Origin of the sequence: Staphylococcus sp. FSL W8-0774, from assembly GCF_038006785.1 — a bacterium.
Lineage (GTDB): Bacteria > Bacillota > Bacilli > Staphylococcales > Staphylococcaceae > Staphylococcus > Staphylococcus pasteuri.
In genome coordinates this window covers 1,461,508-1,482,006 of sequence record NZ_JBBOVW010000001.1, presented here as the reverse complement: position 1 = coordinate 1,482,006, position 20,499 = coordinate 1,461,508, and the positions used below count along the sequence as shown (strand labels likewise).

24 protein-coding genes are annotated in these 20,499 nt (G+C 30.2%); 17 read left to right on the top strand and 7 right to left on the bottom strand.

All coding sequences use genetic code 11. The features are described from left to right. The first annotated feature begins 5 nt into the window (after positions 1 to 5). From NSQ15_RS07170 to NSQ15_RS07155, 4 genes are read left to right on the top strand one after another with little or no spacing between them, the layout of a single operon-like run. Positions 6 to 869, top strand: a complete 864-nt coding sequence (locus NSQ15_RS07170; RefSeq protein ID WP_017637902.1) for an ABC transporter ATP-binding protein — start codon at positions 6 to 8, stop codon at positions 867 to 869. After that, positions 869 to 1,600: an ABC transporter permease gene (locus tag NSQ15_RS07165; protein ID WP_340747055.1), complete on the top strand. Its 732-nt coding sequence runs from the start codon at positions 869 to 871 to the stop codon at positions 1,598 to 1,600. Before NSQ15_RS07170 ends, NSQ15_RS07165 begins: the two co-directional genes overlap by 1 nt. A gap of 1 nt (position 1,601) precedes the next feature. After that, positions 1,602 to 2,702, top strand: a complete 1,101-nt coding sequence (locus tag NSQ15_RS07160; RefSeq protein ID WP_070451255.1) for a sensor histidine kinase — start codon at positions 1,602 to 1,604, stop codon at positions 2,700 to 2,702. Further along, the gene (locus NSQ15_RS07155; protein ID WP_017636442.1) at positions 2,699 to 3,301 is read left to right on the top strand and encodes a response regulator transcription factor; all 603 of its coding nucleotides are present in this window, start codon (positions 2,699 to 2,701) and stop codon (positions 3,299 to 3,301) included. Before NSQ15_RS07160 ends, NSQ15_RS07155 begins: the two co-directional genes overlap by 4 nt. Here the strand turns inward: NSQ15_RS07155 and NSQ15_RS07150 are convergent. Beyond that, the gene (locus NSQ15_RS07150; RefSeq protein WP_154835046.1) at positions 3,279 to 3,467 is read right to left on the bottom strand and encodes a hypothetical protein; all 189 of its coding nucleotides are present in this window, start codon (positions 3,465 to 3,467) and stop codon (positions 3,279 to 3,281) included. The genes NSQ15_RS07155 and NSQ15_RS07150 overlap by 23 nt on opposite strands. A gap of 203 nt (positions 3,468 to 3,670) precedes the next feature. Beyond that, a complete protein-coding gene (locus NSQ15_RS07145) occupies positions 3,671 to 3,853 on the bottom strand; it encodes a hypothetical protein (protein WP_017636440.1) in 183 nt (60 codons plus the stop codon). A gap of 133 nt (positions 3,854 to 3,986) precedes the next feature. Between NSQ15_RS07145 and nucI the strand changes: the two genes are divergently transcribed. After that, positions 3,987 to 4,517 (top strand): thermonuclease NucI, encoded by a 531-nt coding sequence (gene nucI / locus NSQ15_RS07140; protein ID WP_017636439.1) that lies wholly within the window; start codon positions 3,987 to 3,989, stop codon positions 4,515 to 4,517. A gap of 74 nt (positions 4,518 to 4,591) precedes the next feature. On the opposite strand, the gene NSQ15_RS07135 is transcribed toward nucI, so the two are convergent. Further along, complete coding sequence (locus NSQ15_RS07135; protein WP_037555472.1) at positions 4,592 to 5,452, bottom strand: hypothetical protein; 861 nt, start codon at positions 5,450 to 5,452, stop codon at positions 4,592 to 4,594. 395 nt (positions 5,453 to 5,847) lie between these two features. Here NSQ15_RS07135 and NSQ15_RS07130 point away from each other — a divergent pair, with 395 nt between their 5' ends. Then, the gene (locus tag NSQ15_RS07130; RefSeq protein WP_029055411.1) at positions 5,848 to 6,441 is read left to right on the top strand and encodes a hypothetical protein; all 594 of its coding nucleotides are present in this window, start codon (positions 5,848 to 5,850) and stop codon (positions 6,439 to 6,441) included. 60 nt (positions 6,442 to 6,501) lie between these two features. Here NSQ15_RS07130 and NSQ15_RS07125 read toward each other — a convergent pair whose 3' ends face one another. Then, positions 6,502 to 7,869, bottom strand: a complete 1,368-nt coding sequence (locus tag NSQ15_RS07125; protein WP_046466633.1) for an aspartate kinase — start codon at positions 7,867 to 7,869, stop codon at positions 6,502 to 6,504. A 188-nt stretch (positions 7,870 to 8,057) separates the two neighbouring features. On the opposite strand from NSQ15_RS07125, the gene NSQ15_RS07120 reads away from it, so the two are divergent. From NSQ15_RS07120 to NSQ15_RS07105, 4 genes are read left to right on the top strand one after another with little or no spacing between them, the layout of a single operon-like run. After that, positions 8,058 to 9,338 (top strand): homoserine dehydrogenase, encoded by a 1,281-nt coding sequence (locus tag NSQ15_RS07120; protein WP_217193878.1) that lies wholly within the window; start codon positions 8,058 to 8,060, stop codon positions 9,336 to 9,338. A gap of 5 nt (positions 9,339 to 9,343) precedes the next feature. Beyond that, the gene (thrC, locus tag NSQ15_RS07115) at positions 9,344 to 10,405 is read left to right on the top strand and encodes a threonine synthase (protein ID WP_340747054.1); all 1,062 of its coding nucleotides are present in this window, start codon (positions 9,344 to 9,346) and stop codon (positions 10,403 to 10,405) included. Between the two features lies 1 nt (position 10,406). After that, a complete protein-coding gene (gene thrB / locus NSQ15_RS07110; protein WP_029055408.1) occupies positions 10,407 to 11,321 on the top strand; it encodes a homoserine kinase in 915 nt (304 codons plus the stop codon). A 53-nt stretch (positions 11,322 to 11,374) separates the two neighbouring features. Then, the gene (locus NSQ15_RS07105; protein ID WP_046466637.1) at positions 11,375 to 12,178 is read left to right on the top strand and encodes a Cof-type HAD-IIB family hydrolase; all 804 of its coding nucleotides are present in this window, start codon (positions 11,375 to 11,377) and stop codon (positions 12,176 to 12,178) included. A 111-nt stretch (positions 12,179 to 12,289) separates the two neighbouring features. Here NSQ15_RS07105 and NSQ15_RS07100 read toward each other — a convergent pair whose 3' ends face one another. Both NSQ15_RS07100 and NSQ15_RS07095 read right to left on the bottom strand, forming a co-directional pair. After that, positions 12,290 to 12,604, bottom strand: coding sequence for a hypothetical protein (locus NSQ15_RS07100; protein WP_340747053.1), 315 nt, complete (start codon positions 12,602 to 12,604; stop codon positions 12,290 to 12,292). 197 nt (positions 12,605 to 12,801) lie between these two features. Further along, the gene (locus NSQ15_RS07095; RefSeq protein WP_070451247.1) at positions 12,802 to 14,253 is read right to left on the bottom strand and encodes an amino acid permease; all 1,452 of its coding nucleotides are present in this window, start codon (positions 14,251 to 14,253) and stop codon (positions 12,802 to 12,804) included. A gap of 210 nt (positions 14,254 to 14,463) precedes the next feature. Here NSQ15_RS07095 and NSQ15_RS07090 point away from each other — a divergent pair, with 210 nt between their 5' ends. The 5 genes from NSQ15_RS07090 to NSQ15_RS07070 all read left to right on the top strand — a co-directional run bounded on the left by NSQ15_RS07090 (position 14,464) and on the right by NSQ15_RS07070 (position 18,851). Beyond that, entirely contained in the window at positions 14,464 to 15,981 is a 1,518-nt protein-coding gene (locus NSQ15_RS07090; RefSeq protein ID WP_017637354.1) for a catalase, read from the top strand. A gap of 78 nt (positions 15,982 to 16,059) precedes the next feature. Then, positions 16,060 to 16,209: a 50S ribosomal protein L33 gene (rpmG, locus tag NSQ15_RS07085; protein WP_340747052.1), complete on the top strand. Its 150-nt coding sequence runs from the start codon at positions 16,060 to 16,062 to the stop codon at positions 16,207 to 16,209. A gap of 198 nt (positions 16,210 to 16,407) precedes the next feature. Further along, positions 16,408 to 16,677: a 30S ribosomal protein S14 gene (gene rpsN, locus NSQ15_RS07080; protein WP_017637355.1), complete on the top strand. Its 270-nt coding sequence runs from the start codon at positions 16,408 to 16,410 to the stop codon at positions 16,675 to 16,677. 157 nt (positions 16,678 to 16,834) lie between these two features. Next, on the top strand, positions 16,835 to 17,812 hold the full coding sequence (gene guaC / locus NSQ15_RS07075) for a GMP reductase (protein WP_017637356.1): 978 nt from the start codon (positions 16,835 to 16,837) through the stop codon (positions 17,810 to 17,812). A 13-nt stretch (positions 17,813 to 17,825) separates the two neighbouring features. After that, on the top strand, positions 17,826 to 18,851 hold the full coding sequence (locus NSQ15_RS07070; protein ID WP_096807799.1) for a CAP domain-containing protein: 1,026 nt from the start codon (positions 17,826 to 17,828) through the stop codon (positions 18,849 to 18,851). A 191-nt stretch (positions 18,852 to 19,042) separates the two neighbouring features. Here NSQ15_RS07070 and lexA read toward each other — a convergent pair whose 3' ends face one another. Beyond that, a complete protein-coding gene (gene lexA, locus NSQ15_RS07065; RefSeq protein ID WP_017637358.1) occupies positions 19,043 to 19,666 on the bottom strand; it encodes a transcriptional repressor LexA in 624 nt (207 codons plus the stop codon). Positions 19,667 to 19,809: 143 nt separating this feature from the next. Between lexA and sosA the strand changes: the two genes are divergently transcribed. Both sosA and NSQ15_RS07055 read left to right on the top strand, forming a co-directional pair. Next, positions 19,810 to 20,043: a DNA damage-induced cell division inhibitor SosA gene (gene sosA / locus NSQ15_RS07060; protein WP_017637359.1), complete on the top strand. Its 234-nt coding sequence runs from the start codon at positions 19,810 to 19,812 to the stop codon at positions 20,041 to 20,043. Between the two features lie 178 nt (positions 20,044 to 20,221). After that, positions 20,222 to 20,455, top strand: a complete 234-nt coding sequence (locus NSQ15_RS07055; protein ID WP_029055401.1) for a DUF896 domain-containing protein — start codon at positions 20,222 to 20,224, stop codon at positions 20,453 to 20,455. Positions 20,456 to 20,499 lie beyond the last annotated feature (44 nt).

Genomic DNA, 20,499 nt, shown 5'->3' with positions numbered 1-20,499 from the left:
AAACAATGATTGAAGCTGAACATATTGTAAAGTACTTCCATGAGACAATGGCACTTAATGATGTCAGTTTAACAATTGAAGAAGCAAAATGTACCGCACTTATAGGTAAAAATGGAGCTGGAAAATCAACATTAATAGATATTATTATTGGTAATAAAAATTACAAGTCTGGTGAAATCATAGATCATTATAATTTAATAAATAAAAAAGACATGGCCGTATTATTTCAAAAATCTCAATTTCCTAAAATGATTAAAGTAAAAGAGTTGTTTGATTTATATTGTGCTATATATGATGATCATTTAACTAAAGAAGAATTTATGAATGTAACTAATTTTCAAGAAAATCAATTAAACCAATATGCATCTAAGCTATCAGGTGGACAGCAAAGAATATTGGATTTTGCTTTAACAGTAATAGGAAAACCTAAGTTTTTAATTTTAGATGAACCGACATCTGCCATGGATATTGAAACTAGAGAACACTTTTGGAGAATCATAACTAATTTTAAGCATAAAGGTTTAACTATTTTATATACTACACATTATATTGAAGAAGTTGAAAGAATGGCTGACAATATTGCAATTTTAGATGATGGGTCTATTAGAATGACTGGCGATTTAAATAACATTAAATCAACAGAGAAAAGTTCTAGTATATTGATACCGACAAAATATAAAAACATCGTGTCAGATTTAGATAACTGTACTAAATTAGAACATAAATTTGTGATTAAAACTGAACATGTTAATGATACCATCATGAAATTAGTAAAAAGAGGACTTGATTTAAATGAAGTTGAGATACATAAAGTATCCTTATTAGAAATTTTATTTTCAAATTCAGAAGACAATGAGGGGGTATACTAATGTTACTTACTTATTTTAAAACCGAAATCATAATTTTACTTAGAAAAAAATTATATTTAATGGTATCGATATTGTTACCTTTATTTTTTTATTTACTATTTACTTCAATTTTAGATTTACCAGAACATGCAAAAGAAGTATTTTATAAAGAATATATGTACAGTATGATAGTATTTAGTTGTATGAATTTTTGTTTAATTTCATTTCCAATAGATATGATTGAGGAGAGAAACAATGGCTGGTTTAAACATCTCATGACGACGCCTCTAAATCCATTAAATTATTATTTAGTTAAATTAGCACGAACAATAATACAATTTTTATTATCAATTATTATTATATTTACAGTTGCACATTTTTATAATACAGTGAACATGCATTTTACAGAGTGGATTACATCTGCGTTCATATTATGGCTTGGAGCAAGTCTGTTTTTAACATTGGGGCTTGTCATAGCGCAATCTAATGATGCTCAAAAAGCTAGTAGTATTGCCAATTTAATTAATTTAGGATTAGCAATATTAGGTGGATTATGGTTTCCTACTCATACATTTCCTGATTGGTTACAAAAAATTTCTAAATTAACACCTACATATCACCTGAAAAATATAGCTTATAGTTTAAGTAAGGGACAGGGATTGGATTATGGTTCTTTAATTATTATGGTCATTTACAGTATGATATTTTTGTTTATAGCTTTACAGATTAATAAAAAGAAAGATGTTGAATAACATGACAAATTCATCAATTTGGGTAAAAATAGGTAGTCGAATAGCACCACTTATTTATTTAGTATTTCCTATTATTAATATTTTCAATTACAATATTGATCGTCCATTTTTGGAATATATACTTGTTGTCATCATTTTTACTATTGATTATGTATGTATTATATTTTATTACAATCGCTTAAATGAAGAAATGTTATATGCACTTTTCATTGTGCATTATATTTTGATTGATTATTTTGTGTTTTGTAACCAACCAATGAATTCTTTATTTTATTTTTTTAGTGCATTCGCAATTCCATTCATGTTAGGTAAAGGGTTTAAATCAAAATTCTTTATGACCTTTGTGGTATCTATGATGATTACAATTATCCTAACATTAGTAATAGACAGAGATGCAGTAACCCTGTTAATAATATATTTTGTAGTGATATTACTTATGTGCGTAGGTAATATTTATTCATTAGAAGAACGTAAGTTGAGAGAAAAGCTTACTGAACAAAATAAATATATTAACATATTAATTGCTGAACAAGAACGGTCACGCATCGGTCAAGATTTACATGATACTTTAGGTCATGTATTTGCAAGTTTAACATTAAAATCTGAATTAGCATTAAAACTTATAGATCAACAACCCGAGACAGCCAAAAAAGAAATTGAATCAATTAATGAATTGTCACAAGATACTTTAAAGAAAGTTAGAAATATTATTGAAAATCTTCAAACATTATCATTTCAAGAAGAAGTAAATAATGTTTCTTCAATATTAAAAGATACAGAAATACACTTCAGCTTTTCTAATATACAATTAGCAGAATCTTTAAATTTGCCTAAGCAATCTTTGCTATCTATGGTCTTAAAAGAAGCAATTAATAATGTAATTAAATATTCTAAGGCATCTGAAGTGAATATTAACTTGAGAAATCATGATGGAGGTATAATTTTATCTATTCATGACAATGGTATTGGTATTAAAGATGTTGATATCGATCAATTGCATAGTATTAAAAGTAGGGTAGCGTATTTAAATGGCAAACTAAATGTTTATAATAAAAAGGGAACTGAACTAGAAATTTATGTACCTCGAGGTGAAATTGAATGATTTCAATAATTATTGCAGAAGACCAACAAATGCTTAGAAAAGCAATGGTACAACTAATAGAATTAAATGACGATGTAAATATACTAGGTGATGTAGGTAATGGAAAAGATGCTTTAGATTTAATTAAACTATATGAACCTGATGTTGCAATTTTAGATATAGAAATGCCTGGTATGACAGGAATTGAAGTATTATCTGAAGTTAAAAATTTAAAATTTAAAACCAAAATCATTATAGTCACAACATTTAAAAGACCAGGATATTTTGAAAAAGCTGTCGCTAATGATGTTGATGCTTACGTTTTAAAAGAGCGTTCTATTGATGAATTAATGGAAACAGCACATAAAGTAGTTAATGGAGAGAAAATATATAGCTCAAGTTTAATGACGTCATTAATTACTTCTACTAATCCATTAACTCATAAAGAACAAGTGGTTTTAAGAGAAATAGGGAACGGGCTAAGTAGTAAAGATATTGCCAATAAACTCTATTTATCTAATGGAACTATTAGGAATTATACTTCTATAATTATTGATAAACTTTCTGCTGAAAATAGATTTGATGCATGGAAAATTGCTACGAGTAAAGGATGGCTTTAGATGATTCATTTTTCTTATCTACGTGTGTAGATAGCAATTTTAATATTTCAATGGCTCTGTAAGTGGGTGTTTCAATACTTAAAGTATGTTCAAAGGTGTGGTTTTGAGCAGTTTTAACGCGATAGGTTACTTGGTGGCTATCAATGATACAATCAATAATTTCCATTTTTCCTCCTTTTAAAGTCTTAAGAATTGGAATTAAGCGGTTTATTAATGTATATATACCACTAAAATTTAAAATTATTCACTAATTCTTTATTTAAATATTAAATTTGTACAGTTAAATAAATTAAAAACAGACAATTGAATTAAACATCAATTGTCTGCTTTAAAATACGTTTGTTATAAGGTTCTTTCATTACTATTAGGTTATCTTTTTCTTTTGTTCATAAAATTAGTTATTAAATAAACAATAAACCCTACAAAGATACCTAAAAAGATTGAAACTACTGCAGATACAATAGTTGGAAATTTAAATGCAACTTGCATCACAATACCTACAATCACTGCTACAATAACAGCTATAAGTGTAACTCTATTTTCACTAGACATACGGGTTATTCACTCCTAACATACAGTATTATATCACGGTAATCATTAATTAAAAATTCATAATTAATATTGACGCTATGTTTATTTTTCATTATGATTAGTCGGGATAAAAAAGTAAGAATGGGTGACATCAATGAAATCAAAAAAATCTCTATCAACACTCGCGTTGGTAATTATAGCTATCTTTGTATTATTGTTTCAATATATTAATCATTCAGGACCATTTAGTGGTAATCAATCTGAAGTTTCTAGTACGGATTTAAAAGGAAAAGAAAAAGTTCATGTAGAAAGAGTCGTTGACGGAGATACCTTTGTCGCCAAACAAGGTAATAAAAGTATTAAAGTGAGATTAATCGGTGTAGATACACCTGAAACTGTCAAACCTAATACGCCAGTTCAACCTTATGGAAAAGAAGCGTCTAATTATAGTAAGAAAACATTATCTGATAAAGATGTGTATCTAGAATATGATAAAGAAAAGAATGATAGATACGGTAGAACCTTAGCATACGTATGGTTAGATAAAGACCATATGTTTAACAAGGAGTTAGTTGATAAAGGATTAGCAAGAGAGAAATACTTTGCACCGAATGGTAAGTATAGAGATATGTTTATTAAAGCTCAAAATGAAGCTAAGAAAAAGAAAGTTAATCTTTGGAGTTAAATAGATAAAATAATAAATAAAAGACCAGTTCAAAATGATTAAATGTTTTGAACTGGTCTTTTGGTATGTCCACTTTAATTGAATTGTTCGGTAATTTGATTCACTTGATCTTCGGTCAATGGATGTTTTGATAAATGAACTGCATCTTTGATTACTTTTTCTAAAGAAGATTTTGTTGATACAGTGTCTACGTATTTATCGCTTTCTCCAGAACCCTCGATAATATTTACTGATCCATCGTTAAAGTAGATGACACCAATACTTTGAATCTTAAAGTTAAATTGTCCTTCAATTTGGTCTTTAAGCGCTTTAGCGTTATTAGCAGCTTGTTGATATGGATCATAATCATAAAATTCAAAAATAACACGGTTATCTTGAAGGGTTTCGATAAATGTATATACGCCTTCACGAGTTGTATTAAATTGTTCATGATATTGTTCACTAATGTAATGACCTACTATTTTGTCTCTATCTAAAGGTTGTTGATCCTTATCGATATGTTTATCTGGAACATCGAAATGATAGAACGTTTTTTGGTTCCAATGTTTAACATCGACATTGATTAAACCAACGTCTGTTACAATAATGAAATCGAAAGATCTCACATATTCAAATAAAGGATGTTTTGTTGCCAAATTACTTGTAGTAATGATGTTATAGAATTTTAGTTGATCATCCTCGATAAATTTGTCCAAAATACCTCTTAAATCACGTTTAGCATTTTTTAAAGCGTGAGGACTAATGTCTTTGTTAGTACTAAGCATTTGATTTTTTAAAGAAAGATTTTCTTCACTTAAAGCTGAATTTTTTGCAACGATTTGATTTTTAGCGTATTCTTCTGTTTCAACTCTACTTTTTAAATACTGTTGATTCAAGAAAAATACAATAATCAAAACAATGATGATAATTATTAGAATTATCGATAATGTTGACATAATTTTCACCCGAATCTCTTTAATTTTTTAATAAAAAATACAAATGAATGATTACGATAAATATATTTAATTTTAAAGTAACGCAAACATAAATATTATCGTAATTACACACTTGATAACACAATATAAATTATAAACTTCCGGTTAATGATGTTCAATCTATAGCAGGTGAAATTAAGAATATTGTATGAACTTTTAATCTAAAACTTCCTATAATTTAATATGATGGGTGTAATATTTTACGACACTCAATTAAAACTGTGGATATAATAAAATTTTATAGCATTAAATATAGATTTTACTAATTGTTCACAAATAACCAATTGAAAAATTTTAAGTATATAGGTATAATCAATCTTATGAAAGCGTTTACTAAGAAGGTGGTGTGCTTATACATGGAAGAACATTTAAACACTAAAACATTAGTTGAAGAATTAATTCAAACTTCATCTCAATCATTCAAATTTCATGGTGTAGTTGCCATGCAATTGTTTTTAAGTGATGATTTTGAACTACCTTCAAAAGTAGATATTTGTGTAGAACGTAAAAAATTAATAGAAATTGTAAAAGCAATTCCTAAGACATTCACAGTTTGTTTATATAATAAAGCAGGGGAATGTTTTAAAAATCGTAACATAGCTTTAAAAGATATTACCCATGTAAATGTATATGATGACCAACAACATATCATGGAAATTTTTGTTTATGATGTTGTAAATGATGAATGGGTATTTAGATTAGATAATAAAATTCGTTTACCAAAGGATAATATATATTTCCACTCATTAAATAATGGTGTGGATTATATTAAACCCGAAATTGTTCTAATGTATGATTTATTAGACAATCAAAATTATCATCAATTTTCAAACTATAAACGAGTGATTGATTCATTAAGTTATTACCAATTCTTTATTCTCAAACTTGTAGTAGGCGAGAAAAGGATAAAAGAGGCAATTATTAATAATAAAAAGATATTAGAATCATAAAAAGCAACTTTCTATTTGGAATCTTATCCATTCCATAATAGAAAGTTGCTTTATTTTTAGCTATTCTTTAATACACACGCCATGGTAACAGAATTCATAAGTTGATCTAACCGCTTTTTCTGCATCTTCCACTTTAATTCCAAACATCATAGATATTTCTGAAGCACCTTGGTTTATCATTTTTAAATTAATATTAGATTCAGCTAGAGCATGTGTAATCTTGCTAGCTGTACCTACAACTCTGTTCATACCCTCTCCAACAATCATAAGGATAGCTAGATCATGGTCGATACTTAATTCATCGACATCACAATGTTTTTGAATATCGTTTAATACCCGACTTTCAATATTTTTAATTTGATTAGAACGCATTACTATACTGATATTATCAATTCCAGATGGCATATGATCGAATGAAATATTGTAGTCTTCAAATACACCTAGAACCTTTCTAGTAAAACCTACTTGTCTATTCATTAAATATTTTTTGATATTGATTACAGTAAAGTCTTTATCACAACTAATACCACTAATGACATTTTTAGAATTAATTTCTCGGTCATGTAATATATATGTCCCTTTATCTTCTGGTCGATTAGTATTTTTAATAACTACAGGAATACGGTCTTTATGTAATGGTTGAAGCGCTTCATCGTGAAATACACTGAAACCAGCATAAGATAACTCACGCATTTCTCTATAAGTAATTTCTTCAATAATTTCAGGATCTTTGATGATATTTGGATTAGCTTTATAAATACCAGAAACATCAGTAAAGTTCTCATAAAGTGAGGCTCTAACACCACGAGCAATAATAGCGCCAGTTATGTCTGAACCACCTCTTGGGAAAGTAACTATAAAATTATGTTTTGAAACGCCAAAGAAGCCAGGAATAATTAATTTTTCCTTATAGTCATTTAATTTATAAATCTGTTCATATGAAGAATCCAATATTTGAGCTTGTTTTGGTAAATCTGTTACCCAAATACCTGCTTCTTTAGGTGAAATATACCTTGTTGGGATACCTTGACTATTATTATATGTGGCAATGAGTTGAGCGTTAAAGTCTTCACCACATGACACAATCGCATCGTATAGTCGAGAGGGTTTATCTTTAAGTTCATGAATATAATGTTCAAGAGTATGATCGATTGTATCGAGAATATCACGATCCATATCGAGCTCATCAACGATATCAGCGTATCTTTGAATGATTTCTTGTTTTTTATGTTGATAATCAATGTTATTTATCGCTTTTTCATACAAACGAATTAATAAATCTGTTGTTTTAATATCGTCTTTTGATCTTTTACCTGGTGCAGAAACGATAATAATTTTTCTTTCCGGATCTTCATTAACTATCTTTAATACTTTTTTTATTTGTTTGGCATTGGAAACAGAACTGCCTCCAAATTTAGCTACTTTCATAAATAAAACAACCTTTCTAAAAAATCAGAAAATTTCATTCAGTTTTTGTCTAGAGAATGGTAATATAAAATTATATTTCTATTATTGCGAACTTTACAAAAATTAAGAATAATTCTATACTATACCATCATATAGTATTTTTCAACGATACATTTGTTTTTCTCAAGTGAACAAGGAGGTACAGTTAAATGAAAGAATTAAATATAGCATTACTTGGTTTAGGTACGGTCGGATCAGGTGTTGTTAAAATTATCGAAGAGAATAGGCAACAAATTAAGGATACACTTAATAAAGATATTGTTATCAAACATATACTTGTTAGGGATAAGTCAAAAAAGCGACCGTTAAATATAAGCCAATATCACTTAACTGATGATGTTAATGAAATTTTAGAAGATGATTCTATTGATATTGTCGTTGAAGTAATAGGTGGTATCGAACCAACAGTTGATTGGCTTCGTACTGCATTGAAAAATAAGAAGCATGTTATTACGGCAAATAAAGATTTATTGGCTGTACATTTAAAATTGTTGGAAGATTTAGCCGAAACTAATGGCGTTGCATTAAAATTCGAAGCAAGTGTAGCAGGTGGAATTCCGATTGTGAATGCAATCAATAATGGATTAAATGCTAATAACATTTCAAAATTTATGGGTATTCTGAATGGAACATCAAACTTTATTCTTTCAAAAATGACTCAAGACCAAACATCATTTGAAGATGCTCTTGAAGAAGCAAAGCGTCTCGGTTTTGCAGAAGCGGATCCTACTGATGACGTTGATGGTATTGATGCCGCTAGAAAAGTTGTTATTACATCTTATTTATCATTTAATCAGGTAATTAAGTTAAATGAGGTTAAATTAAAAGGTATTAGAGAAACAACATTATCTGATATTAATGCAGCTAAATCTTTAGGATATAAAATCAAATTAATTGGTAAAGGTACATATAGTAATGGAAAGGTTAATGCATCAGTCGAACCGACGTTAATCGATGAAAATCATCAACTTGCTGCAGTTGAAAATGAATATAATGCAATATACGTTATCGGTGATGCTGTAGGGGACACAATGTTTTATGGTAAAGGTGCTGGAAGTTTAGCTACAGGTAGCGCAGTTGTTAGTGATTTACTAAATGTAGCATTATTCTTTGAGTCGAATTTACATACACTACCGCCTCATTTTGAATTGAAAACAGAAGAAACTAGAGAAATGATGGATAATGACAAAGCAGTGTTAAAACAAGAAAAACTTAACTTCTATGTTGTTCTTAAAGCACAACACAATTCTGAAGAAAAATTAGAAAATGAACTCAAAGCACATTTACCGTTCCATAAATCATTGAAAATAACTAAAAGAGACGGAGATACATTTGCAACGGTTATTATAGGGTTAGATCAATCACCAGAACAACTATTAAATGACGCAGGATTTGAAGTAAGTAAAATTTATCCTGTAGAAGGGGTTTAATTTTTATGAAAAGATGGCAAGGATTAGTTAAAGAATTCGATACGTATTTACCGGTAAATGAAAACACACCTCATTTAACATTGAACGAAGGAAACACACCTTTAATTTATTGTGAAAACATGTCTGAAATGTTAGGTATAGAATTATATGTAAAATATGAAGGTGCAAATCCTACTGGTTCTTTTAAAGATAGAGGAATGGTAATGGCTGTAACTAAAGCCAAAGAACAAGGTAAAAAAATCGTGATTTGTGCTTCAACAGGTAATACATCTGCATCTGCAGCGGCTTATGCAGCAAGAGCTGGTTTAAAAGCAATTGTTGTAATTCCAGAAGGTAAAATTGCTTTAGGGAAATTATCTCAAGCTGTTATGTATGGTGCAGAAATTGTTTCTATAGAAGGCAACTTTGATGAAGCCTTAGAAATTGTTAAAGAAATCGCTAAAAATGGAGGTATTGAACTAGTTAATTCTGTGAATCCATTCAGAATTGAAGGTCAAAAAACAGGTGCCTTTGAATTAGTAGAACAATTAGACGGTCAAGCACCAGATATTTTAGCCATTCCAGTAGGGAATGCAGGAAATATTACAGCTTATTGGAAAGGTTTCAAAGAATATCATGATAAAAAGGGCAGTCAACTTCCACAATTATTTGGTTTCCAAGCTGAAGGTGCATCACCAATTGTTCAGAATAAAGTGATTAAAAATCCAGAAACAGTAGCGACTGCCATTCGTATCGGTAACCCTGCTAGTTGGGATAAAGCAACAAATGCATTACAAGAATCTCAAGGTTTAATTGACAGCGTTACAGATGAAGAGATATTAGAGGCATATCAAATGATGACTTCTAAAGAAGGTGTGTTTAGTGAACCAGCAAGTAATGCATCTATAGCTGGACTTATTAAACTTCACCGTGCAGGACGTTTGCCTAAAGGTAAAAAAGTAGTCGCTGTTCTAACTGGAAATGGATTAAAAGATCCTGATACTGCCATTTCTTTATTAGATAATCCTATTCAACCACTTCCAAACGATAAAGAAAGTATCATTAAATATATTAAAGGGGCACTTTAAAATGGAAGCAATATTAAAGTTGAAAATTCCCGCTTCAACAGCAAATTTAGGCGTTGGTTTTGACTCAATTGGTATGGCTTTAGATAAGTATCTGTATATGGATATAAAAGAGATTCAAGGTGATCAATGGGAATTTAACTACTTTAATGAAGAATTAGAGACTTTACCTAAAGATAATTCAAATTACATCTATAAAGTTGCACAATTAGTTGCTAAAAAATATCAAGTTGAATTGCCAGCTTTAAATATTGATATGAGAAGTGATATACCTTTAGCAAGAGGTTTAGGTTCTTCAGCTTCAGCATTAGTAGGTGCGCTATATATTGCTAATCATTTTGGTAATATTCAACTATCACAATATGAATTACTTCAATTAGCGACTGAAATAGAAGGTCATCCTGATAATGTTGCGCCTACAATTTATGGAGGTTTAATATCTGGTTATTACAACTCAGAATCAAAAGTAACGGATGTTGCTCGAATAGATGTACCTAAGGTAGATGTTATATTAACGATTCCTCCTTATGAACTTAAAACTGAAGAATCACGTAAGGCATTACCAGATACATTTTCCCATGCTAATGCTGTCAAAAATAGCGCGATAAGTAATACAATGATTTGTGCATTGATACAACATAAATATGAATTAGCTGGAAAAATGATGGAACAAGATGGTTTTCATGAACCATATAGACAGCATTTAATTCCAGAATTTGAAAAGATTAGAAATATTTCTAAAGCACACCATGCATATGCAACCGTAATAAGTGGAGCTGGACCGACTGTACTAACTTTGAGCCCTAGGGAACATAGTGGTGAAATAGTAAGAACGTTAAAGAATGAAATGTCGCATTGTATTTCAGAATTAGTAACGATAAATGAGGTTGGTGTAATTGAAGAAGTAGTGTACCAATAAGCTCGTTTTGATGTAAAATATAGATAAGTCATTGAAAGGAGATTCGGAATAATATGAGCAAATATAAAGTAGTTGTTATGGATATGGATGACACACTAATGAATAGTGAGAATAAGGTATCTCCAGAAACACAATCTTATCTTATCGACATTCAAGACAAAGGTTACAAAGTTGTATTAGCTTCCGGACGACCAACAGAAGGTATGATTCCCGTTGCGAGAACTTTAAAATTAAATGAACATGAAAGTTATATTATTAGTTATAATGGCGGTAAAACAATTAACATGATTTCTGAAAAGGTAGAAGTAAGTAAAACCGTTTCGAAAGAGAACTTCGATGAAATTGTCGATTACTGTAGAGAAAAAGGGTTTTTAGTATTAACTTATGATGATGGACATATTATTTATGATGGTGAACATGAATATATGAATATTGAATCTGAACTTACTGGACTGCCTATGAAACGTGTTGACGATATTAAATCATACATTACACATGGTGTACCAAAAGTAATGGGTGTTGATTATGTTGGTAATATTACTGAAGCACGTATTGATTTAAATGGTTATTTTAATGAAGAAATTGACGTTACAACTAGTAAACCATTCTTCTTAGAATTTATGGCAAGAGACGTTTCAAAAGGGAACGCAATTACTGCTTTATGTGAAAAATTAAATATATCACTTGAGGAAGTTATCGCATTTGGCGACAGTTTAAATGACCAATCTATGTTAGATGTTGTAGGATATGCTGTTGCAATGGGTAATGCAAGTGACGAGTTAAAAGAAAAAGCGGATGAAGTCACATTAGATAATGATTCGAATGGTATACCACATACTCTAAAAAAACTATTATAATGTAAATAAATAGACTTAGGTATTTTTAAGGATAATTAAATAGCATTAAATAATGAATGCTATCAACCTATTCCAAGTAAAGATACCTAAGTCTATTTTTGTCTATTGAATTTATTTAGCTGTGTGAGTCCAATCTTTTTTTCCTCTATAGCGCTTAACATGTGCATAAACTTGATCTGCTGCATAGTCAAGGTTAGTATATACAGTTATAGTAAAAGTTGATTGGTTATCTTGAAATTTTTCCTCTAAATATACTTCTTTAAGATGAGTGAACAAGTTACTCATTTGGTCATGATTTAAACTTGGATATTCTCTTAATGTATTTTTTACTAATTGACCATTCTTTTCCTCTAAAGCTTGAACAACAATTACGAAACGTTCATCACTTTTAATCACATCATCGAACAAATTTGTTTGACCAATCATTTTAACCACCTCTAAGCCTTATTTCTTAATTTTATTATACATGATTACGAGCGCTCAGAAAATAAAGATTAACTAGGAATTAATTGTAATTTATTGATTATTGTATAGAAAACTTAAATAAAAATACCTTCCAATTAAAAACCTATAAATCGGCTTGAATTGAAAGGTATAAAATATTTAAACTATAGATATATTAACTATTCATTTTTAAAGATATGAGAACTTAAATCCATATTTTCAAGTTTTACAAATTTAGTTTTCTTAATGAGTTTATGGACAATGAAAATAATTGCCAAAATAATGAGTGGTGTAAAGTTTCGAATAACACTTACCCAATCTCCTGAAACAATACTTCCAAATGAACTACCAAATAATAAAAATAGTAAAGTTGCTATAACTATAATTGGGCCAAATGGATAAAATGGAGCTTTATAAGGTAACAACTCATTAATGTTTTTACCTTGCTTTTTAATTGCACTGCGTACTCTAATTTGTGCCCAGATACTTGATCCCCAAACGACGATGACCATTGAGCCAATAATATTTAATAAATTGAATACCGCATTCGAATTAAAATTAGCATATATAACTACTGCTACAACTAAAATATAAGTAGTTAAAATGGCTCTAATTGGTAATTTCGTTGTTTTATTTAATGTTTTAAAGAATTGAGGTGCTTGTTTATCTACACTTAACGAATAAAGCATTCGACTTGTAGTATAAATACCTGAATTTGCTGCTGATAGTAGTGACGTTAGTATTACAGCATTAATAACTGAAGCTGCAAAGGCGATACCAATTTTATCAAATACAATCGTAAATGGACTTTGTGTTACAGATTGGCTTTCGTTTAATAGCAATGGATCAGTATATGGGATTATAGCGGCAATAACTGCTATAGATAATACATAGAATAATAAAATTCTCCAAAATACTTGCTTAATTGCTTTAGGCATGGATTTACTAGGATCACTAGATTCTCCAGCAGTAACTGCGACCACTTCAGTCCCACCAACAGAAAAGCCAGCAACTAATAAAACACATAAAATACCAGAAATACCACCAACAAAAGGTGCTTGTCCTTTAGTATAATTTTCAAAGCCATATGTATGGCCACCTAAAATACCAAAAATCATTAATAATCCCAATATAATAAATACAATAATAGTAACTACTTTGATGAGAGATAACCAAAATTCAGTTTCACCAAAAGCTTTTACTGAAAAGATATTTAAAAGTAAGAGTAGCGTTATAAAAATTAGGCTCCAAGTTAATGGGCTAAAGAAATTGAAAACATCCCAAAATTTTAAAACATTAGAAGCTACAATAACATCTACACTAGTTACGAGTGTCCACATTCCCCAGTATAACCATCCCATGGTAAAACCTAGTGACGGATCAATAAATCTAGATGAATAAGAACTAAAAGAACCAGATACCGGGTAGAAGGTAGCTAATTCTCCAATTGATGACATTAAGAAATAAAGCATAATCCCAATTAATAAGTAGGCTAGTATAGCACCACCAGGTCCTGCTTCAGAAATGACACTACCAGTAGCGACGAATAATCCTGTTCCAATGGCGCCACCGATAGCAATCATGGTTATGTGTCTGGAGGTTAAACCTCTTTTCATATTATTATCTTCCATATACTGTCTCCCATCTATTTTAAATATATCCATCATTTTAAGTCTTTTGAACCTAGTATTCAATACTAATTAGCAATTTAAAGTGAAAAAACAACAAATTTTCTGATAATTCTAAATAAAATGAGTAGTTTTAGTTTCTTTTTTTGAGGGAATACTTTATAATAGATATTAAATTATAATTATTCTAATTTATGTGGAGGGGATATACACATGTCCAAACAAGATGGAAAATTAACAGGTTTATTTGGAGCACCTGTATCAGATAGAGAAAATAGCATGACAGCTGGCCCACGTGGACCATTAATGATGCAAGATATATACTTTTTAGAACAAATGTCTCACTTTGATCGTGAAGTTATTCCAGAAAGACGTATGCATGCAAAAGGATCAGGCGCATTTGGTACTTTTACTGTAACGAATGATATTACTAAATACACAAGTGCTAAAATCTTCTCAGAAGTAGGTAAACAAACTGAAATGTTCGCAAGATTTTCTACAGTTTCAGGAGAAAGAGGCGCAGCAGATGCTGAACGTGATATTCGTGGATTTGCTTTAAAATTCTACACTGAAGAAGGTAACTGGGATCTAGTAGGGAACAATACACCTGTATTCTTCTTTAGAGATCCTAAATTATTTGTAAGTTTAAACAGAGCAGTTAAAAGAGATCCTAGAACAAATATGAGAAGTGCACAAAATAACTGGGACTTTTGGACAGGATTACCTGAATCATTACATCAAGTTACAATTTTAATGTCTGATAGAGGTATTCCAAAAGATTTACGTCATATGCATGGTTTCGGTTCTCATACTTATTCAATGTATAACGATAAAGGCGAACGTGTATGGGTTAAATATCACTTCAGAAGTCAACAAGGTATTGAAAACTTATCTGATGATGAAGCGGCTAACATAATTGCTACAGATCGTGATTCATCTCAACGTGATTTATTTAATGCCATTGAAAATGGAGACTATCCTAAATGGAAAATGTATATCCAAGTGATGACTGAAGAACAAGCTAAAAATCATAAAGATAATCCATTCGATTTAACTAAAGTTTGGTACCACGGCGATTATCCTTTAATCGAAGTTGGAGAATTTGAACTTAACCGTAATCCTAATAACTATTTCCAAGATGTAGAACAAGCTGCATTTGCGCCAACTAACATTGTACCTGGTTTAGACTTCTCGCCAGATAAAATGTTACAAGGACGTTTATTCTCTTATGGAGATGCTCAACGCTATAGATTAGGCGTAAACCATTGGCAAATTCCTGTTAACCAACCTAAAGGTGTAGGCATTGAAAACTTATGTCCATTTAGTCGTGACGGTCAAATGCGTATCTTAGACGATAACCAAGGTGGTGGACCTCACTACTATCCAAATAATCAAGGCGTATATGATTCTCAACCAGAATTCAAAAAGCCTGCTTTCCCTGTAGACGGTGATGGTTATGAATATAATCAAAGACAAGATGATGATAATTACTTCGAACAACCTGGTAAATTATTTAGATTACAATCTGATGAAGCGAAAGAGCGTATCTTTACAAATACAGCGAACGCTATGGATGGTGTAACTGAAGATGTGAAACGTCGTCATATCCGTCATTGTTATAAAGCTGACCCTGATTATGGTAAAGGTGTAGCGAAAGCATTAGGCATTGATATAAATACAGTTGATTTAGAAGGCGAACAAGACGAAACTTACGAAAATTTTAATAAATAAAATTGAAGATTGCGCACAAAACAAATTTATGATAAAATTTTAAATCGTAAGTATTCCTAATTAGAAAGGGTGTTTAACGTGCGCGTAAATATCACATTAGCATGCACAGAGTGTGGCGATCATAACTATATCACTACAAAAAATAAAAGAAATAATCCTGAGCGTATTGAAATGAAAAAATACTGCCCTAGATTAAATAAATATACGTTACATCGTGAAACTAAATAAATCTTATCTTTCAAATACGACAATTTGAAATGGCTTAAGGGACCTTTTTCTTTAGGAAAAGGTCTCTTTTTTTACGAGTAAATGTCATTTTTAAACAGAAATATGTTTGTTATAGAACTTTTAGATTTGCAAATTGAGATAATCGTGTTAATATATAAAACGTAATTATTACGATTTATAAAAAGAGAGGTAATGGAAATGGCTAAAAAATCTAAGATTGCAAAAGAACAAAAAAGACAAGAACTAGTAGATAAATATTTTGAATTAAGAAAAGAATTGAAAGCTAAAGGTGATTATGAAGCATTAAAAAAATTACCACGTGATTCTTCACCAACACGTTTAACTCGCAGATGTAAAGTGACAGGAAGACCAAGAGGCGTATTACGTAAATTTGAAATGTCACGAATTGCTTTTAGAGAACACGCACATAAAGGTCAAATACCAGGTGTTAAAAAATCTAGTTGGTAAAACTAGTCCTAAAGTCCATTTACAAGAACAATAAAACAATGTACAGTTAATAAGGATAATGAATTTCTGAATAAAACAACTGATAAAACTATGATTATTCGGATTTTAGCTATTTATCCTAATATTATTGTTTTTAAAAAGGGGCTATTTAATTAATATGAAAATATTTGATTATGAAGACATACAACTAATACCAAACAAATGTATTGTTGAAAGTAGATCAGAATGCGATACATCGATAAAATTTGGTCCTCGTACCTTTAAACTTCCAGTAGTACCAGCTAATATGCAAACAGTAATGAATGAAGAATTAGCTCAATGGTTTGCTGAAAATGATTATTTTTATATCATGCACCGTTTTAATGAAGCAGCTAGAATTCCGTTTATCAATAAAATGCAACAAAATAATCTATTTGCATCCATATCAGTTGGCGTAAAGAAATCAGAATTTGACTTTATTGAGCAATTATCAAATGAAAATTTAACACCCGAGTATATTACTATTGATATCGCTCATGGTCATTCAGATTCGGTAATTAATATGATTAAACACATCAAAACGAACCTACCTAATTCTTTTGTTATAGCAGGAAACGTAGGAACACCTGAAGGCGTAAGAGAATTAGAAAATGCTGGTGCTGATGCTACAAAAGTTGGTATCGGTCCGGGACGTGTATGTATTACAAAAATAAAAACTGGATTTGGTACAGGTGGTTGGCAATTATCTGCACTTAATTTATGTAGTAAAGCAGCTAGAAAACCTATCATAGCAGATGGCGGATTACGTACACACGGTGATATCGCTAAGTCTATTCGATTTGGTGCTTCTATGGTAATGATAGGATCACTATTTGCAGCACATGAAGAATCTCCTGGAGAAACTGTTGAATTAGAAGGTAAGCGATATAAAGAATATTTTGGTAGTGCGTCAGAATTCCAAAAAGGTGAACATAAAAATGTTGAAGGTAAAAAAATGTTTGTTGAACATAAAGGTTCATTAAAAGACACTTTAAAAGAGATGCAACAAGATTTACAAAGTTCTATTTCTTATGCAGGTGGCAAAGATTTGAAATCTCTTCGAACAGTGGATTATGTCATTGTTAGAAATTCAATTTTTAATGGGGATAGAGATTAATATCATACGGTAGGTGGCTAAAATTAAAAGATTTCTAGTATTTTTTATATTCTTCTTGTGTCTCGTTATTTTCTTACCATTAAATGAGTTCAAATTTACAGAGCATTTACAACAAGAAGTTAGAGAGCAAGTTGATCAATGGGCATATGGTAATTCAAATGAAGAAGACTTAAGCTTAGATGTTCCTGACAAACAAGAATTTGCGATTAATAATATTCAAATGAATATGACAAAAAAAGACGTTGAGGATAAATTAGGTAAAGAAAAACGCATAACTTCCAATGAATACGGTACACATTGGTATACGTATTATGATAATGATTATAATCAATTCATAATGATTAGTTATATTAAAAATCGTGTCAATGGCATGTATACGAATCAAAATTTAATATCTTCACAGTCTAAAATTAAATATGCTACACCTAAAAAGGCAGTTCGAGATCGTTTAGGTAAACCTATAGAAGAAATAAGTAAAGGTAACAAACGTTTTGAAGTTAAAAATGACGAGTACGATATTTTCCATAAAAATCACATTTACACAACAGTATTTTACGATAAACATGAAAAAAATGGCGTAACAGCTTTATATCAAGTGAGTGAAGCTATGGAAAATAGATTACAAGAACAATATGGTGCACCTTCCAAATCATTAGAAAAGAGTTTTGAATTACAAAATTTTGACATCGTAAATGCTGAACGTAAACAACATCAATTACCAACTTTAAAATATTCAGCTTCAGTTTCTAATACTGCTAGAAAGCATAGTCAAGATATGGCGGACAATAACTACTTTGATCATACAGATTTAAAAGGAAAATCACCTTTTGATCGTTTGAAAGATGATCATCATGATTTTAGTTCTGCTGGTGAAAATTTAGCGTATGGACAACAAAGTAGTATATTTGCACATGAAGGATTAATGAATTCATTAGGTCATCGAAAAAATATTTTAAATGATAGCTTTTCTACTTTAGGCGTAGGTGTTGATTTTAATGATCGTCGACAACCGTATTGGACAGAAAATTATACTGGTTAATCGTTTAGAGTTAATCATCTTTGGGTAATAATTAGTTGTAAGGAAGTAGATAGAATGTCAACTAAATCAAAACAACAACCTGATATCTTAGATAAAGTAAAAGAAGTTTTAAAAAAGAATCAAAATAAAAAGGATTAGGCAATCGCCTAATCCTTTTATTATTTATAGGGGGTTATGAGCATAAAATATGATTACATTTCTCTATATAAACCGATAACTTTACCAACTACTATGACATTGTCTAAATAAATTGGATCCATTGTGCTATTTTCAGGTTGCAATCTATAACGATTTTTTTCTTTGTAGAATCGTTTAACTGTAGCCTCATCATCTTCTGTCATAGCAACAATAATATCTCCATTTTCAGCAATTGTTTGACTACGAACAATTACTTTATCTCCATCTAGAATACCTGCTTCAATCATACTATCACCTACAACATTTAATATGAAAATATCACTGTTATGTGTAGATGTTAAATGTTCGGGTAGTGGGAAATACTCTTCAATATTTTCGACTGCTGTAATTGGAATTCCGGCCGTTACTTTACCTATAACAGGAACGTGAATCGTTTCTTCCATATTAATATTGTCGCCTAATTGTTCGCTAACAATTTCAATTGCTCTTGGTTTAGTAGGGTCTCGTCTAATGTAACCTTTTTCTTCTAATCTTGATAAATGACCATGAACAGTCGAACTCGAAGCTAATCCTACAGCCTCTCCGATTTCTCGAACACTCGGTGGATACCCTTTTGATTGAACAATATGTTTAATGTAATCATATATTTCACTTTGTCTTTTCGTTAACTCTCTCATATATAGGCACTCCCTAATTTTATTTGATTATATTATAGCATCTACATAAACAAAAAACAAACGTTTGTTCGTTAAAGTGTTGACATGGAACATCTGTTCTGTTAAATTAATAATACAAACAAACGTTCTAGGAGTGAGATGCAATGTTAACAAAACAAACAAAAACATTTTTAACTTATATATCAGTATTTTTAATATCTTGTCTTATTTTTCTAGTATTTTTCTTAAGCGTTAACCAAAATGAGCATTCAGAACAAACGTACGAAATGACAGACCATGAAATACATCAAAACGTTAATCATAATACTAATCAATCTTTAAATAAACAAGATGATAGCGAACAAAATTCAGGATCAGTGTTCGCATCAATTAACTAATATCACATTTAATAGTTTATGTGAGCGTAACGATTTGGTTACGCTCCTTTTTTTGTTATATTTTACAAAAGGTATATACACAGAATAAATCCATTTTACTTATTGAAATAATATGTAGTAGGTTATTTTCTAACAAATTATCAATTTAAACGATTAACAAACGAAAGTAGGAGCTAAAATGTCTAATAATTTAAATATTGATAGAATTAATGAATTAGCTAAAAAGAAAAAAGAAAAAGGTTTGACCAATGAAGAAGCAAAAGAACAATCTAAATTAAGAAAACAGTATCTTGATTCATTTAGAAAAGGGTTCAAACAACAACTTGAAAGTACTAAGGTCATTGATCCTGAGGGAAATGATGTTACTCCTGAGAAATTAAAACAAATTCAACGACAAAATAAAGAAAAATAGAATGCTAATTACTGAATTTTAAATATAGATTAATATGGAAAATT

What these genes read in the sequence shown, in the direction of transcription:
- thrC (WP_340747054.1), top strand. Translation starts at nt 9,344, where the DNA reads ATGAAAAGATGGCAAGGATTAGTTAAAGAATTCGATACGTATTTACCG.
- NSQ15_RS07125 (WP_046466633.1), bottom strand. Translation starts at nt 7,869, where the DNA reads ATGAAAGTAGCTAAATTTGGAGGCAGTTCTGTTTCCAATGCCAAACAA.
- nucI (WP_017636439.1), top strand. Translation starts at nt 3,987, where the DNA reads ATGAAATCAAAAAAATCTCTATCAACACTCGCGTTGGTAATTATAGCT.
- NSQ15_RS07160 (WP_070451255.1), top strand. Translation starts at nt 1,602, where the DNA reads ATGACAAATTCATCAATTTGGGTAAAAATAGGTAGTCGAATAGCACCA.
- NSQ15_RS07165 (WP_340747055.1), top strand. Translation starts at nt 869, where the DNA reads ATGTTACTTACTTATTTTAAAACCGAAATCATAATTTTACTTAGAAAA.
- NSQ15_RS07150 (WP_154835046.1), bottom strand. Translation starts at nt 3,467, where the DNA reads ATGGAAATTATTGATTGTATCATTGATAGCCACCAAGTAACCTATCGC.
- NSQ15_RS07120 (WP_217193878.1), top strand. Translation starts at nt 8,058, where the DNA reads ATGAAAGAATTAAATATAGCATTACTTGGTTTAGGTACGGTCGGATCA.
- NSQ15_RS07095 (WP_070451247.1), bottom strand. Translation starts at nt 14,253, where the DNA reads ATGGAAGATAATAATATGAAAAGAGGTTTAACCTCCAGACACATAACC.
- NSQ15_RS07155 (WP_017636442.1), top strand. Translation starts at nt 2,699, where the DNA reads ATGATTTCAATAATTATTGCAGAAGACCAACAAATGCTTAGAAAAGCA.
- NSQ15_RS07130 (WP_029055411.1), top strand. Translation starts at nt 5,848, where the DNA reads ATGGAAGAACATTTAAACACTAAAACATTAGTTGAAGAATTAATTCAA.
- lexA (WP_017637358.1), bottom strand. Translation starts at nt 19,666, where the DNA reads ATGAGAGAGTTAACGAAAAGACAAAGTGAAATATATGATTACATTAAA.
- rpsN (WP_017637355.1), top strand. Translation starts at nt 16,408, where the DNA reads ATGGCTAAAAAATCTAAGATTGCAAAAGAACAAAAAAGACAAGAACTA.
- guaC (WP_017637356.1), top strand. Translation starts at nt 16,835, where the DNA reads ATGAAAATATTTGATTATGAAGACATACAACTAATACCAAACAAATGT.
- NSQ15_RS07170 (WP_017637902.1), top strand. Translation starts at nt 6, where the DNA reads ATGATTGAAGCTGAACATATTGTAAAGTACTTCCATGAGACAATGGCA.
- sosA (WP_017637359.1), top strand. Translation starts at nt 19,810, where the DNA reads ATGTTAACAAAACAAACAAAAACATTTTTAACTTATATATCAGTATTT.
- NSQ15_RS07090 (WP_017637354.1), top strand. Translation starts at nt 14,464, where the DNA reads ATGTCCAAACAAGATGGAAAATTAACAGGTTTATTTGGAGCACCTGTA.
- NSQ15_RS07100 (WP_340747053.1), bottom strand. Translation starts at nt 12,604, where the DNA reads ATGATTGGTCAAACAAATTTGTTCGATGATGTGATTAAAAGTGATGAA.
- NSQ15_RS07105 (WP_046466637.1), top strand. Translation starts at nt 11,375, where the DNA reads ATGAGCAAATATAAAGTAGTTGTTATGGATATGGATGACACACTAATG.
- NSQ15_RS07055 (WP_029055401.1), top strand. Translation starts at nt 20,222, where the DNA reads ATGTCTAATAATTTAAATATTGATAGAATTAATGAATTAGCTAAAAAG.
- NSQ15_RS07135 (WP_037555472.1), bottom strand. Translation starts at nt 5,452, where the DNA reads ATGTCAACATTATCGATAATTCTAATAATTATCATCATTGTTTTGATT.
- thrB (WP_029055408.1), top strand. Translation starts at nt 10,407, where the DNA reads ATGGAAGCAATATTAAAGTTGAAAATTCCCGCTTCAACAGCAAATTTA.
- NSQ15_RS07145 (WP_017636440.1), bottom strand. Translation starts at nt 3,853, where the DNA reads ATGTCTAGTGAAAATAGAGTTACACTTATAGCTGTTATTGTAGCAGTG.